The organism is Sphingobacterium sp. WOUb80 (genome assembly GCF_050058145.1).
GTDB lineage: Bacteria > Bacteroidota > Bacteroidia > Sphingobacteriales > Sphingobacteriaceae > Sphingobacterium.
This window is the reverse complement of record NZ_CP165617.1, coordinates 1,443,835-1,458,385: the sequence shown is the minus strand read 5'-3', so window position 1 is coordinate 1,458,385 and position 14,551 is coordinate 1,443,835. Positions and strand designations below refer to the sequence as shown.

Below are 14,551 nucleotides of genomic sequence, written 5' to 3'. Positions count from 1 at the left end.
AGCCGCCATTTATCGTTCTTCTATGAATAATAAATGGCGGCTTTTAATTTCGGATAAGCCAACCATCCGTCTAAACTGTTTTAGTTAGAATAAGCAAACTTAGATTTATTGTGGTAGATTGGGGTCACACGTCGCTCAAGCTGGGGATCATCTTTTTTGTTTGGTAAATACCGGAAATATTTACTTCAGGATGGTTCTAAGTGCTTTTCTAATGATGTATTTGGTTTCTTTGGTATCACTTTCTTCTTCCCAACGATGACAAAGTGCCCTAACAAAACCAGGTTGGCTTTTGCTTGCGTCATTCAGCCAATTTCCGACGCTATCCCGAACATATTTTGAAGGGTCGGATTTTAGCGGTTCTAAAATAGGCAAAGCTAGACTTGGCTCCTGCTTCAACCGATCTATGTGCTTACACCATACGCCCCTTGGTCGGGTCGATTCCGAAGCAAAACGCCTCAAATTTTCATCCTTATCCATTGTCCATAGACTCAGAACCGCAATACTCTGGTCCAGATCAAACGCTATCCGATTACGTATCGCCATCCAGCTGATTTCTCGTACCCCAAAATGCGTATCTGCCGCAAAAGGACGTATTGAAAACAGCAGTTCCTCGATTTCAAGCTGCTTATCATCTCCGATCGTGTAGGTTGCCCAGCAACGCACGAGATCTGCAGCATGGTTAGATAATATTGTAAGGAAGATAGTATCACGATGTTGTGTGACCAAATCGAGCAGCGCACGCCCGATCGTTTCGTTAATGGAATTTACCGTCGGTTTCTGTAACTGCTCAAGCAGCAACAAGATTGGCTTTAAATAATGAAGGCGTCCATTTTGCTGAAGGATATGCTCTAGTAAAAGCCGTTGATCAACAGCTAGCCACTCCACAAGATTTGCAGTTTCAATTTCACCGCGGTTTAAACTGTCCAGGCAATCTATCGAAATATCCGCCATTCGCCTTGCTCCTTTACGTTGTATTTTACTCATAGTTGTGCAATTAACTCTTCGACATTAAGCCGATTCATATAGTTGACATCCATAAATCGATAAGATATCGTATAGTCCCGCTCGATCACAAAAACAGCGGGCACCGGTAGCCTATTGTTTTCATTACCATTGTAACCCGACAAGTTGATTCCCAAGTGATCATAACTTGAAATAGCATAATCCTGAAGTTCAAATGAGATACCACAATTGTTGGCCAGCAAATTGTCTTCGTCAAATAACAATTCAAAATCTAAAGCGAGATCGCCCCTGAGCTGATCATTGTATTGGGGCATTTGTGGAGAAATAGCAAGGAGAGAAACTCCGTATTCTTTAAAATAAGGCAAGTTTTCCTGCAACGCCCGTAACTCGAGATTGCAATATGGACACCAACTTCCGCGAAAAAACGCGACTATTACCTTTCCTTTACTTAATAGTTCGCTCAATTCAATGCGCTTATTCTCTGTATTTAACAGGCCAAAATCGGGGAACTTATCCCCGACCTGGATGCTCCTTTCAATGAGATCCATAGCTGACAGCTCTCCAATAGATCTTCTAAATGTCTCTTTTACTTCACTTGGAAGATTGGCTAAATCTGCGTTTAATTTAGCAATTTCGTTTTCTAGATTTTTCATATCTTATGCGCTATATTTGCAAAGTTTTAAAAGTTTATTCACAACTACAATACCGCATCTAATTATCCCTATGGGATAAAAAAGTCAATTTTATGAGTATAGCAGAGAGAGCAATAAAACAAAAAATTTGTCCTTTGGAATTTGCAGTGAATGCCATTAGCGGAAAATGGAAAATTCCGATTGTATGGCGCATCAACGAAGGAGAAAGACGTCCAAGTGAAATGCTACGTGGCATTGCAAAAGTTGACCGACGAGTTCTAAATCAACAGTTAACGGAGATGGTCGAGGATGGAATATTATCCAAAAAGTCTTTTCATGAGCTTCCACCACGCGTAGAGTATTCACTTACGCCTTTGGGGGAAAGTTTGGTGGAAGTACTCTGGAAGTTAAATGCCTGGGGCGAGATCCTACTCGCAAATTCCAATAAAAGTTAGGGAAAAGAGGTAGCAGCATTTACCTTAGCATATTGACAATTATTTACCAAAACTGCAAAACACAAAATTTTGTGTCGTACCGAATGGCGTGCTGTGGTCAATTGTCATACACTCAATTTTTTTAAAATAAGATTGAAATAATTCGCTTATCGATTGTGCTGATACCAACTCACCGTTTCCAGTGGTTTGTTTTCGTAAATATTTTCCCAATGTTTTTTTCGATCAAAATTTTCCATCTGTTTATTGCTTAATAAATGAACCCCAAAAAATTTACGGTAAAATATTTAAATCTCTTAAAACTTTTTTGGTAATCTCTTTGCGGCAGGCCGAGAAATCGGGGCGATTAAACTTACGATCTTGAATAAGCCTAGTTGCAAAGAAATAAACATCGCCTTTTTGTTCGACGTAGCCTACCCACCATCCTGTATTAATTTGGTTGGCCATTGTCCAGCCCGTCTTAGATCTGATGATATAATCATCGTTTTTTTCCGAAACCATAACACGTTTAACGATATCCATGTTCCTTTTTGCAAAAGGCAAATCTCCGACATAAAGTTTTTTCAAAAATTCAACCTGATTGATTGGAGAAATGCCCATTGAACCAAAATTCCAAAAATCACTACCTGATTCCGAAAGATCTACATTGCCGTAATCACATGCTTCAAGATACTTTCGATAAACAGAACGATCAATTTTCTTCGCTATCTCGATAAAGGCCCAACCAGCTGAAACTTCAAATGCTTCCTTTACAGTAATATTTTTATAAATATTGGGGCGATAGCCATATTTTACGGTATCAGTCGATCCTGGCCATTGGACAATGCTATGCTCATCTTTGATAGTTTTTGTCTCCAAAGCGATCAACATATTAATAATTTTAAAGGTTGATGCAGGCAAAGCTAGGGACTGTGTGTTTGTCGTGTCAGACAAAATCCAAGTGCCACGTTTATTGTCATAAACCGCAATTGCACCGGACACCTGACATTGATCAAAATATTGCTGAAAATCAGATCTGATAATTTTCTTAACGGTACTTTTAGATTGAGCCAACAAACCAAAAGAGCTCGCAGAAATGAGTATAAACAAAACCCATTTGAAAATTGCATTATATTTTATTTTTACAGACATATCCTGCTATCATTAATATTTAGTTTAGCGACAATGGAAGCTTAAAATATGATAAAGTTAAAACAAAATTTTAAAAAGCTTCATCGCTGATCTGAACTTAATTAAATCCCTGTTTTCATGGATTTTTCACAACTTATTATTTCTGTACTTTTGAGTAGACTCAGTGATCATAACAGATTATCCATCAAAATAGTACATGAAAGAATATAGCTTTAAATATCAGAACAAAATTGGAATAGTCTATCTCCTCACGGTGCTGATTGGCATACCATTTCTTACAATCGCTGTCACCGTTTGGTTGATGGATTATATTTCTTGGCTTTTTTGGGTCAGTGTACCATTCATGATTCTGACAATGATCTTAGGTGTCTGGCGTTTCTTAAAAAAATCAAACACATGGGACACAATAAAATTGGACAATGACGGATTTACTTCAAAAAGCTACGGCCGCGTAGAATATCAGGAAATTGCCGATATCCCAGCGTATAATGTTCTTATAGCGCCACCACCATCTATGCGCATCAGACTGACAGACGGAAGGCAATTAATTTGGCTATTCAATCCTAATAATCTAAAATCTACAGATCATATTAATACGTTTATAGCATTCAAGGAAGATCTATTAGATCATCTTGAACAAAGAGAATTAAAGCTAACAGAAAAGGTAGACCATAAGTCTCGTGATCTCCGCGAAATTCAGATTGAAGAAGGTGTCACAAACGAAAAAGTAGATCATGATATCATAGGACAGCTCAAAGAATCCAAACAGCGAGATTATCGTCATATAGCAATTCCTATTTCAGCCGTATTTGGGACAATTATGCTCCTAAAAACTTGTGGTACAGATTTTATTCGCTCGCAGAGAGAAAACGAATCCAATAACTTTCGGTCTGCTGTTCTTAAAATGGAAACAGACTATGGCAACAATATTCAACGCGCTCGCGATGTTGCAGCAAGCTATTCTATTAAATTTGGTCCGGTCTTTCTCCTGACGAATGATCCGGACGCGGTACTGGAGTTTACGCCGAATATAAACAAAGATCCTTATTCGACTGAGATCAATGTTATTGGCTTACGAAGAGTTGAGGATAACAAATTGTTAGAGCAGTATATTAAACACCCAGATAGTGTCTCTTATGAGCTTTCCGTAGTCAACGAAACAGCAAAGTTCTACAGCATTATGCGTAAAAGTATATTTGCGCAACAGGACAGCAGCGCAGGAACTGTCTACTTTGCGGTTTACAATCCGAAAGAGTCATTTCCAGTGAAACATAATCGCAGCTTCAACCAAGACAGTACTTTTCGGCCGATCCAGTTCGCGACATCGATTACAGTACCAAATATTGACAAACCAACAAAAGATATACTTGACAACATGGACTTTGCCTCTCTGAGATCAATCGTACAATCGTACAAGGGTACCTATTTTTATATGGCGGCAAAAGAACAGGACGGCATTTCAGAATCACAATTTGAGCAAATAAAATCCCTTGTCGAACAAGATTTAAAAGAACATCAAATCGACACCAAATTATTTCAAAGCAAAGTATACAATGTTAAATGACCATCCTTCTAAGCGCAAATTAATTCAGCTAGTAAATTGCTCTGATTATCTCATTAGTTTTACCTTCATACGCGACAGCGATGGCTTCGACCTAAACTTTTGCAACGAGAAAAATCTCCCCACTAGCGGGGGTAAGGCCGTCGGATCGCCCCTTAAAATATGCATTCCTAATGTCACCTGTAGAAATAATCCGGACATCATTTAACCCTATTTCTTCAGCAAGTTGTTTGACTTCCTCTACAGAGAAAAAACTCACAAAGGGTGTTCCAGCCGCTTCAGCTCCTTTGATGGCCATTTCTTGCATACCTTGGTCTTCCTCCTCAAGCTGTTCGAGTGGAAGATAAAATGCGATAGCAATACTAGACTGCGGCATCAATAAAGTCATTTTTTGAAGTGTATCCATGATTGCTTCTTTGCTCAGGTAGAGTGTCACTCCGGTGCAGGAAACGAAAGTCTTTTTATGAATATCAAATCCCTTGTCCAACAATGTATCCCACCAAGAAGACTCTTCAAAATTAACAGGTACAAAGTGGAAATTTGCAGAAATTTCATAACCATTTTCGATAAGCCTCTTTTTCTTCCAGGTCAATGTTTCAGCCTGGTCTATTTCATAAAGATCAATATCGGATAGTAGTGCTGTATTTCTCTGCGCAAAACTATCCAATCCGGCACCCAAAAGGACATATTGCTTTGCCCCCTGCTCAAATTGCTCCTTTGCCAGGTCTTCAACAAAGCGCGAGCGACCAACGATAGAGGCCCTAAGTCGCTTTGTATATTTCATATCTGGCCGCTCCTGCCAACCATCTTCAGGGGCCACCAGTCTTAGCCCTACCTCATCCACAAGAATGTGAGGTACAGCGTCTTCTTGAACATGCAGCGCTCGCCACAAAGCTGTCCGGGCGGCAGTATTGTCAGGCAATTCTCTCGGTTGATCTTTCATATTTTCCTCAATTAAATTAAAGTCTCCATACATGATACAAATCGGTCATCCTTGATATGCTTATGACATACTATTTGAAAATATCCATATTCTCATCATAGATAGGGCTCTTCATATCCAAAAATTTCAGCACACTATGAAATACATGATTTTGGGTCAAGGTTTTATTTGATTTCAGCTGTTTCGAGTTATCGGACATCCATACAATAAAAGGAATTTCGTATTGCTCTTTTGGAGCAATACTCATCGGAAGCCCATGCATATATAGGTTATTTTCACCCAATGACTCTCCATGATCCGAAACAAATAGCATTGCACTATTATATTCTTTTAATGCCTTTAGATCTTCTATCAAATTGTGTAAAATATAGTCTGTGTAGACGACCGTATTATCGTAAGCATTAATCAGCTCTTCTTTTGAACAATTCCCCAATTCGACACTGTTACAAACTGGCTTAAACACTTCGAATTTAGCCGGATATTTCTTGCTATAAGTTGGGCCATGACTTGTACTTGTGTGAAGGACAACAAAAATCTTATCCTTTTTACTCGCTAATATCCGTTCTTTTAAACCTGTTAAAAGAACCTCATCGTAAGCACATCCTTCACCTTTACAGTTTGCAGCAAGCTGATCACTCGTTTCATATTCTTTAATATGTACCGGAGGCTCGCCCCAATTGCTTGTACGCCATATAACATCAACATCATTTCTGTAAAGGTAATTTGGCAGAATTTCGTATAAGTCGTCCGTATTTTTGTGCTCCAATAGACACTTTACTCCTGCTGTCGTATAGGTAGAACAAGAATTTGCATCAAAATGATAGAGATTCGGTGTCTTTGAAAGCAAAGGATTCGTATTTTTCTGGTATCCATATAGCGAAAAATTCTCCCTTCTTGCAGATTCTCCAATAACGAGTACGACCACCGTTTTTCTATGGTCAGTTATCGTCGCGTCAGGCAATAATATCTCCTTTTTATTCTTTTGATATTCGTGAATATAAAAACGGGAAATATTTACTGTATAAGACCAAGGCATGGCTAGTGCGCCCAAAGTCTTCGAATTCTTATCTATCCATAACCAGTTACTTGCATTGGCAAATATTAAAATAACAATAAATAACAACGATAACGAGGACGTAATAAGGAACTTTTTCGGTCTATCCTTTACTATTTTGGCTTTAATGATGAAGATACTAGGAAGAATGCCAAGAAAGATTAGGTAAACTATCAATTTGAATGAAAAGAAACCACTGGACTCTGAATACCGGGTATTCAATATATTACCAATCATTGTTTCATCCAAAATAACGCTATATGTATTAACAAAATAAACGGCGACTGAATTGATCAGAAAGAACAAAACAAGTATGGATTTCCCGAAACGACGTGACAGCGAAAAAAACAGATAAAGTACAAAAGCATTCATGACCAGCATTAAAACCATTAAACTAGTAATCAGAATAATGCCGCCAAAGCTCCTGTAATCAACGTTATTAAAAACAAAAGTATAAAATGGAAAATGGAAGAATATAAAATTCAACACACTCATGAATATGACAAAATGGACTAATTTTAAGCTATTTTTTAGCATAAACGGTAATGATTTTATAAAGTGCAATAATTAAGCAGATAAATGTAAAATAAAATATGATCAAATTATCATTAATTATTCTATTGAGCAATACAATACTGAAAACGAGGAACAATAAAATGAAAATCGGATAATACCGTTTATTATACATCCAGTTCCAAATTTTAAATTCCCGGCTAAAAAAAATTCCCAATAGTCCCGAAAGATACCCTATAATGCAGCCGCTAACAACGTCCAATGGATAATGCGCTCCCAAAGCTACCCGAGATAGCGCCAGCATGAATCCAATCCATGTTAAACCCAAAAACCATACTATTTTATAATGCAATCTTTGAGGCATAAAAGCATACATTATCACGGTCAATGTTGTAAATATGGTAATAGAATGGCCAGAAGGCAAACTATTATGGCCTAGGAGTATCTTACCTGTGATCAGAAAACTAGTAGGATCGAATACTGCGGCAGGCCGTGGCACGGCAAATATTACTTTTAACAGGATCGAAAAGAAGGCAGAAATAAAAGATGCTGATAGCAATGCTTCCCATAATTTAGGCCCATAAAAAACAAAAACACTCAAAAGCGACAGACCAATTAAGCAATCTCCAAACTGTGTAAAGTTGGATTCGAGAATAGGATATTGTCCTAAAAAAGCATTTATAGTGAGAAAGCTTCTTTTTTGAATTGTTGTATAGCCATATACATTTAAAGCGTCATTAAAATATAGAAATACGATAAGTATAATGAGGAGAAATAAAGGCAGAAAGAACAGCGATTTTCTAAGCCTGCTATAATTATCGATTATCGTCGCATTGATATCCATCTTGTACTCGTCTTTTTAATCAAGTAAAGAACGGACCGAATTCTGTAGAAATTTAGAATTTAAACGAACGCTCAGGAAAGATGCTGTTGTAAACAGTTAACCGACATTCAACAATTAGATCAGCTTGGCGGCAGGCTATAAGATTGAATGCCGGTTAGGTTCTCCTAAAGCTTGCCCAGCAGTTGTGAAAATGCACTGATAACCAAAGTTGGTTCCTCAAGCATAATATTGTGACCAGAAACTGTTGTTGTTAGGTGAACAAAATCGCTCGTATTCTTTTTCAATAATTCATGCGCGTCGAACCAGTCTTGGCGTGTTTTACCATAGGCCTCATCAGAAGCATTGTTTGCCTGATCTTTTTTCATGCTCGTTATGGCGAAAACAGGGATGTGTGGCAACATACCGATATGGCTCATATAATCAAAATCTTCCAACAATTGTTGCGCTTCCTTGGCTGCACCAGAATTTTCACCATATGCGGAAACAAAAGCCTTATAAACCTGATCTTCCATTGCTTGATCTGGCTTGTTGTAATATTCATGAGAGGTATCAACGAAAAGCAATCCTGCAACGCGATCTGGATATTTGACGGCAAAATCTCGGATGACCAAACCGCCAACAGAATGGCCTATCAGGATCACCTTTCGACCCTTCGCAAACTTGCTAATAACGAGTTCAAGCTCCGCACTTAGTTTCGGTATGTCTCTAGGACCATTTTCAAGCGTCGACTTTCCATATCCTCCACGGTCATACAACAATACAGAACTGTTTTCGGCAATTCTTTCAGCAACTTTTTTCTTTTGCCAAATCTGATGATCATCTGCTAATCCCGATTCAAGAACGACAAGATATTTGCTATCCTTCTCTACGAAATACGTTGAGATCTTACTTTTACCGAGATCGATCAGCTCATTTCGAAAATTGTCCGAATTTGCTTTGTTATCCTTACTACAAGCGAGAAGTAAAAGGCTAACCAATAGTGAATACATTCTTTTCATAAACTTCTTATTTTTTTATAAAGTTAGAAATCGATGTAACAAGGATTGGTTAACCCAAGTTAAGAAATTTCCTTTGCGATGCGTTTTCTAATCCTGCTCAAAGACTGCGGTTGCACCCCAATATAGGATGCAAGGAGATATTGCGGTATACGTTGGGAAAGATCTCTATAATTTGCTATAAAATATTTATAACGTTCTTCGGGTGTATGCATATAGATAGACAAAAGCTGACTGATCATCCTATTGAAACGATGTTCGATAATAAGACGGCCAATTAAATTTCCATTTTTGCTCACAGAAAAAAAATGCTGTAAGTCACCATAGGATATAACTAACAGCTCACAGTCCTCTATCGCCTGTAAATTTTGAATGGATTGCTTCCGGTTAGAAAAGCTTTGATACTCACCAATAAATTCTCCTTCCTTGGTAAACTCAAGGGTAGATTCCTCCCCTTTCTTGTAGACAAAATATCTAATCATACCTTTCCTCAAAAATGCTATTTGGTTATTATACTTCCCCTCTCTGAGAAAAAACTCATCTTTCTTTAGAAAGGCGGGTTTGAAAAGGGTACAAATAAGTTCCACTTCGGACTCGTCGAGTTTTTGTATCGTGTTGAACAGAGTCAACAGTTCATGATGTATCATTTTGGTCTATTTTATTGGTTAATCTTATTGGTTAATCGTGCTGCGAACCTACAAAATAGACTTTAACTGCAGTTCATCCCTATATTAATTATACATGAACACCACAACGCGGGTTCCTAATTTTCTCTGGGCAACAAGCTGCAATTAATTCTCCCATTAAAAACCGTTTATCAATTAAATGATGACCTAAACTCCAATGGAGAGCGAGATGTACGATTTTTAAATAAACGATGAAATGATTGTGGATGCTCAAATCCCAATTGATAAGCAATTTCTGAAACAGACATTGTTGTCGTAGAAAGAAGCTCTTTGGCCTTTTCTATCAACCTGTCCTGTATATGCTGTTGTGTAGTCTGTCCCGTTAGCGACCTGAGCATATCACTCAGATAATTGGCACTCATATGAAGTTCGTCTGCAAGAGCATGTACCGTAGGAATACCATTTAAGATCAATCGATCTATTTTAAAATAATCGTCCAATAGAATTTCAAACCGCGAAAGCAAATCGCTGTTCACGTTTTTCCTTGTCAGGAATTGGCGATTATAGAAGCGATCACAATAAGTTAACAACAGGTCTAAATTCGACACAAGCAGGTTCTGGGTAAAGGAATCCATATTGCTTTCAATCTCTTGTTCCATATTATCGATGATATCAACAATTGATTTTTCCTCTCTTTCATAGAGGTAGAGCGCTTCATTAACAGTATAGGAAAAATAGCCATATTCCTTAATCTGCGAAGCGAGTGCATAGCCATATAAGAAATCTGGATGGACAACTAAAACAAAACCTTTCACGGCATTCAATAATACATCTTCAAATTGCACAACTTGATGTGGCGCAATAAAATACATAATACCTTCGTCAAAGTCATAATATTGCTGCCCATATTTACATTTTCCACTGTCACAGTCTTTCTTTAACGCAATGACATAAAAATCGGTCGTTATTGCTCCAATCACAGTAACCTGGTCCAATTTGACTTCATCAAAATTAAAGACACTAATAAGAGGATTTGCAGGCCTTTTAAGCTTCAAATACTGATGTAATGTGTTAATTGATGAAATTTTTTCTGGTGCTCTCATCTTTGAATAGGTTAAAACTTGCCCTGTTTAATCTGATCGATTCCCGCTGCGTAAGACGTAACCTCAAATTCAGGAAATCTATTTCTAAACTTTGAATCATCAAATAAATTATTGTGTTCGTATCGTGGAAGAAGTTCCAAAAGTTCCTTTAACTGCTTGTTGAATAAAGCGCCTATTTTAAAGATAAATTTGGGAACTACAGTATATTTAAACTCTTTACCGTAAATGTTTGCTGCCATTCTGATAAACTCCCGGTACGTGGGATGCGCTTTATCTACAGGCAAATGCCAGGTCTGTCCATATGCATCAGGGGTATTTCCGATAAGTGCGGTTGCTCGACTCGCATCGGGAGTCCAAATCAAACTTCGTTTTTTATCGACACGTAAAGGCACTTTCAGTTTTTTATCCGCTTTGATATTATGAAAAATTAGGGTATTGGTAATGCTTTGTGTTTTGCCCGGACCATAAAATTCAGGCGCTCGGCAAATAACTGCTTCAAGCTGGCCCGATGCCATTTCAGCGAGTACCATTTCGGCCATTTTCCGGCGCACTTTTCCCTTTCTTCCGACAGGAGCAAATGTACTTTCCTCCGTCAAAACACGATCATCTTGAGGATACATATAGGTATTATCAAAAAAGACAAGTTTAGTACCGTTGACCTTACAAGCATCAATCACATGACGAAGAATAAGTGGAAACTGATCCTCCCACAGATCCGAACTTATGGGAAGCCCTAAAGTGAAATAGGCAATGTCACTCCCTTTCACCGCCTCGATCGCCTGATCACGGATCGTTAGATCAGCGGAAAAAACTTCGTCAGTATCATTAACTTTTTTTGCGTTCCGACTGACTATACGGATAGCAGAAGTAAAATTCCGCTTTAGCTCCCGAGCCAGCTCCTCTCCAATTTGCCCATTGGCACCCAATATCGTCTGCATAATATTCCTTTTTCTATGTTTTAACCATCTGATACCGGTATATTGTCATTTGTTCAATTTACCGCATCCCTAGGTTCAATACCTAATAACACCCGACCTCAACTTTTCTCAGGCCACTTGACCTATAGCTATTCATTATTTTATGCTACAAAAATGGGAAGAACGCCGACAACCTGAGTAACCGAATTTAGGTAAATTGTAACAAAATCTCCGTTTTCTAGGCCGAATACAGCAAAGATTCTCCTAATTTAAACATCGGTAAGGTATCTGAGCGTTAACTTATAAAAAACTAAAATAAGATTATGAAAAAACTGGATATATGAAGTTCCATAAGAGATTGTTTATTAGTGAAAACTCAGGCCTATCTCTAGTGATTGTTATTAAGGATGTTGCCAAGGACTGCGATACGGTCTTTGCAGTAACTGAGTCGCTTCAGGGTCATCAACACATATTTTTTGTATTGGGTCATAAATCAAGGGGCGATTTAACTGCATCGACAAATTGGCCAAAATGCAGCTTGCGGTGGAGATATAGCCCTCTTCAATATCTGCTACAGGAAGATGATTATTTTCAATTGCCGATAAAAGGTCAAGCATATGCCGTCTCGTTGCAGGAGCTGTATGCAACTCGATTCGGTGCTCCGTCAAATCTTGGGGGAACTTCTCTTTTTCTAAGATAACATCTTGCCGGATGGGCTTGCCTTCTCCGATTGGAATAAATTCATATTTCATCACACTTCCCTTTAAAGTCCCCTTGTCACCATATATCACAAATGCCCAAGGGTATTCAGGGTCTGCTGCTGTCCCCCATGTCCTATGCTGCCATATACAATTAAGATCTTCATATTCAAATAGGGCTGTCTGCGTATCTGCAATCGTAGATTTCCCTCCTTTTTGGACATAAATACCACCTTTCGCTTGCACGCTTTTGGGCCATTTAAGCTGCAGAAGCCAACGCACAGTATCAAACATATGCATTCCCATATCCCCAGTTATGCCATTCCCGTAGGCCATAAAAGTTCGCCACCAACCACCATGAGGCAAACCATCATAATCCCGCAAAGGCGCTGGACCGGTCCAAAGTTCGTAATCCAAGAAATCTGGAACCGGCTCGATCGGTGGATTTCCGTTCTTTCGCATATGATAATAGCAGCACATTTCCACATGCGAAATCTTACCAAGTAAGCCACTATCGATCACCCTCTTTTTGGCATCAATGAGATGGGCTGTACTTCTCCGTTGTGTTCCCACTTGAACTTTCCGGTTATATTGTCTTGCAGCACGCCATATAGCATCCCCTTCGAGCACATCAACACTGATCGGTTTCTGTAAATAGAGGTGAGCACCCGAGCGCATCGCATCAATAGCCTGTCTGGCATGCCAGTGATCTGGCGTTCCAATGAGAATCAGATCGAACTTATGATTGGCAAGCATTTCCCTATAATCTTTATAAAGTTTTGGAATTTTTTTTGAAATTTGACGCTCACTAATCAGCCGCCCAGCTTCCTGCAACTGATTGTTGTCTACGTCACATATGGCAACCACATCGACATCCCGAACCTGAATTAAACGGAATAAATCACTTTTCCCATACCAACCTGCACCAATCAATCCGACCCGAAAATTTTTAATCGCATCACGAAAAGAAAGGCCCTTAACTTCTAAGGCTGATAAAGTTAAAACTGCCCCCGCTCCTTGAATAAATTTTCTCCGATTTAGATTGATCATAGTCATAATTCATTGGTTTATTGCCTAATATAAGAAAAACAAGCGATAAACCAACGTATTTTAAGTGGCAAAACGCGTTTCAAACAAAAGATCCTAACGAGGGAAACAAGACCTGTACTTTAAGATCAACAAATAGCACCCCATTTTTTTCATTTAAGCCAAAATAACGTAAATTCATATCAGCTAAACAATGAAGACATGAAAAGAGAAATGGTATTTTTTAAAGTAATATTATTTTACTTTGCTTCCCTCGTAGTGTTTGCTTTCGCTGCGGGCATAACCAAACAAACTATGTTCCCCGACCTATTTTCACTTAGCCTCGCGACATTGCTCAGCTTGGGTTTAGTTTACTTGTTCAAAGCTTGGGATAAAATTAGTTTTTCTCAAATTGGGTTAGGATTTAACAAAAAGAGTATGATCAATTTTAGTGCTGGCTTATGCTTAGGTATTATTATGGTCGGCCTTATGGTTATGATACTAACAAATTTTGCCGAAGTATCTTTTAAGAAACAGGTCTCTATCGACCCCAAATTATTGGCAATACATGTTCTTCTATACTTCTTCGTAGCCTGTCGGGAAGAGTTGGTTTTTAGAACCTATTTCTTATGGCGCCTGAAAGATAAACTCGGCACTGTTGTAGCCTTTTCGATTATGGTACTTGTTTTTATTTTAGAACATCTATTTACCGGTTTTACACTAAAGGCCGCATTACTGGGTTCAGGACTTGGAGCTGTGCTTTTTGGTCTCGCAGTACTAAGAACCCGAAATATTGCACTATCTATTGGACTGCACTTCGGCTGGAACCTAACCCATTGGGCTTTGGGCTTTAAAAATAATACGGGGTTATGGATAGAAAGTGTTGCAAAGGGCAGTGAGCATCAGTCTGAAAACATCGCGTTTATTGCCTATACCATCGTAATGCTTTTAGGTATGTTGATCGTCTATCTGCTATCAAAAAAAAACATCGTTTCAAAGAAACTATAGTAGCCAGATCCATTAATCCCAAAATCGGCGTACATACCATCGGTAAGAGCTTTTACCAACTATAATGCCCGTATTCATATCGACT

Annotated in this window: 14 protein-coding genes; 3 read left to right on the top strand and 11 right to left on the bottom strand. The window is 38.5% G+C overall.

Features of this window, described 5'->3' with window-relative positions:
* Positions 1 to 180 precede the first annotated feature (180 nt).
* Together AB1Z56_RS05750 and AB1Z56_RS05745 are read right to left on the bottom strand one after the other, a co-directional pair.
* The gene (locus AB1Z56_RS05750; protein WP_426791388.1) at positions 181 to 984 is read right to left on the bottom strand and encodes a DNA alkylation repair protein; all 804 of its coding nucleotides are present in this window, start codon (positions 982 to 984) and stop codon (positions 181 to 183) included.
* A complete protein-coding gene (locus tag AB1Z56_RS05745; RefSeq protein ID WP_309360497.1) occupies positions 981 to 1,616 on the bottom strand; it encodes a peroxiredoxin-like family protein in 636 nt (211 codons plus the stop codon). The genes AB1Z56_RS05750 and AB1Z56_RS05745 overlap by 4 nt, the downstream gene beginning before the upstream one ends.
* 92 nt (positions 1,617 to 1,708) lie before the next feature.
* Here AB1Z56_RS05745 and AB1Z56_RS05740 point away from each other — a divergent pair, with 92 nt between their 5' ends.
* Complete coding sequence (locus tag AB1Z56_RS05740; RefSeq protein WP_309360499.1) at positions 1,709 to 2,050, top strand: winged helix-turn-helix transcriptional regulator; 342 nt, start codon at positions 1,709 to 1,711, stop codon at positions 2,048 to 2,050.
* 270 nt (positions 2,051 to 2,320) lie between these two features.
* Here the strand turns inward: AB1Z56_RS05740 and AB1Z56_RS05735 are convergent, their stop codons facing one another.
* Positions 2,321 to 3,178, bottom strand: coding sequence for a penicillin-binding transpeptidase domain-containing protein (locus AB1Z56_RS05735; RefSeq protein WP_309360501.1), 858 nt, complete (start codon positions 3,176 to 3,178; stop codon positions 2,321 to 2,323).
* 196 nt (positions 3,179 to 3,374) lie between these two features.
* Between AB1Z56_RS05735 and AB1Z56_RS05730 the strand changes: the two genes are divergently transcribed.
* On the top strand, positions 3,375 to 4,742 hold the full coding sequence (locus tag AB1Z56_RS05730; RefSeq protein WP_426791387.1) for a hypothetical protein: 1,368 nt from the start codon (positions 3,375 to 3,377) through the stop codon (positions 4,740 to 4,742).
* A 91-nt stretch (positions 4,743 to 4,833) separates the two neighbouring features.
* On the opposite strand, the gene AB1Z56_RS05725 is transcribed toward AB1Z56_RS05730, so the two are convergent.
* The 8 genes from AB1Z56_RS05725 to AB1Z56_RS05690 form a co-directional block, all read right to left on the bottom strand.
* Positions 4,834 to 5,682 carry a class I SAM-dependent methyltransferase gene (locus tag AB1Z56_RS05725; RefSeq protein WP_426791386.1) on the bottom strand — a complete coding sequence of 283 codons (849 nt, stop codon included), beginning with the start codon at positions 5,680 to 5,682 and terminating at the stop codon, positions 4,834 to 4,836.
* 70 nt (positions 5,683 to 5,752) lie between these two features.
* Positions 5,753 to 7,273 carry a phosphoethanolamine--lipid A transferase EptA gene (gene eptA / locus AB1Z56_RS05720; RefSeq protein WP_426791385.1) on the bottom strand — a complete coding sequence of 507 codons (1,521 nt, stop codon included), beginning with the start codon at positions 7,271 to 7,273 and terminating at the stop codon, positions 5,753 to 5,755.
* On the bottom strand, positions 7,260 to 8,093 hold the full coding sequence (locus AB1Z56_RS05715) for a phosphatase PAP2 family protein (RefSeq protein WP_309360509.1): 834 nt from the start codon (positions 8,091 to 8,093) through the stop codon (positions 7,260 to 7,262). Before AB1Z56_RS05715 ends, eptA begins: the two co-directional genes overlap by 14 nt.
* A gap of 164 nt (positions 8,094 to 8,257) precedes the next feature.
* On the bottom strand, positions 8,258 to 9,091 hold the full coding sequence (locus AB1Z56_RS05710; protein WP_309360511.1) for an alpha/beta fold hydrolase: 834 nt from the start codon (positions 9,089 to 9,091) through the stop codon (positions 8,258 to 8,260).
* Positions 9,092 to 9,150: 59 nt separating this feature from the next.
* Positions 9,151 to 9,735, bottom strand: coding sequence for a Crp/Fnr family transcriptional regulator (locus tag AB1Z56_RS05705; RefSeq protein WP_309360513.1), 585 nt, complete (start codon positions 9,733 to 9,735; stop codon positions 9,151 to 9,153).
* 170 nt (positions 9,736 to 9,905) lie between these two features.
* On the bottom strand, positions 9,906 to 10,817 hold the full coding sequence (locus tag AB1Z56_RS05700; RefSeq protein ID WP_426791384.1) for a helix-turn-helix domain-containing protein: 912 nt from the start codon (positions 10,815 to 10,817) through the stop codon (positions 9,906 to 9,908).
* Between the two features lie 11 nt (positions 10,818 to 10,828).
* Entirely contained in the window at positions 10,829 to 11,755 is a 927-nt protein-coding gene (locus tag AB1Z56_RS05695; protein ID WP_426791383.1) for an NAD-dependent epimerase/dehydratase family protein, read from the bottom strand.
* 380 nt (positions 11,756 to 12,135) lie between these two features.
* Positions 12,136 to 13,488 carry a Gfo/Idh/MocA family protein gene (locus AB1Z56_RS05690; RefSeq protein ID WP_426791382.1) on the bottom strand — a complete coding sequence of 451 codons (1,353 nt, stop codon included), beginning with the start codon at positions 13,486 to 13,488 and terminating at the stop codon, positions 12,136 to 12,138.
* 192 nt (positions 13,489 to 13,680) lie between these two features.
* On the opposite strand from AB1Z56_RS05690, the gene AB1Z56_RS05685 reads away from it, so the two are divergent.
* Positions 13,681 to 14,466, top strand: coding sequence for a CPBP family intramembrane glutamic endopeptidase (locus AB1Z56_RS05685; protein ID WP_426791381.1), 786 nt, complete (start codon positions 13,681 to 13,683; stop codon positions 14,464 to 14,466).
* Positions 14,467 to 14,551 lie beyond the last annotated feature (85 nt).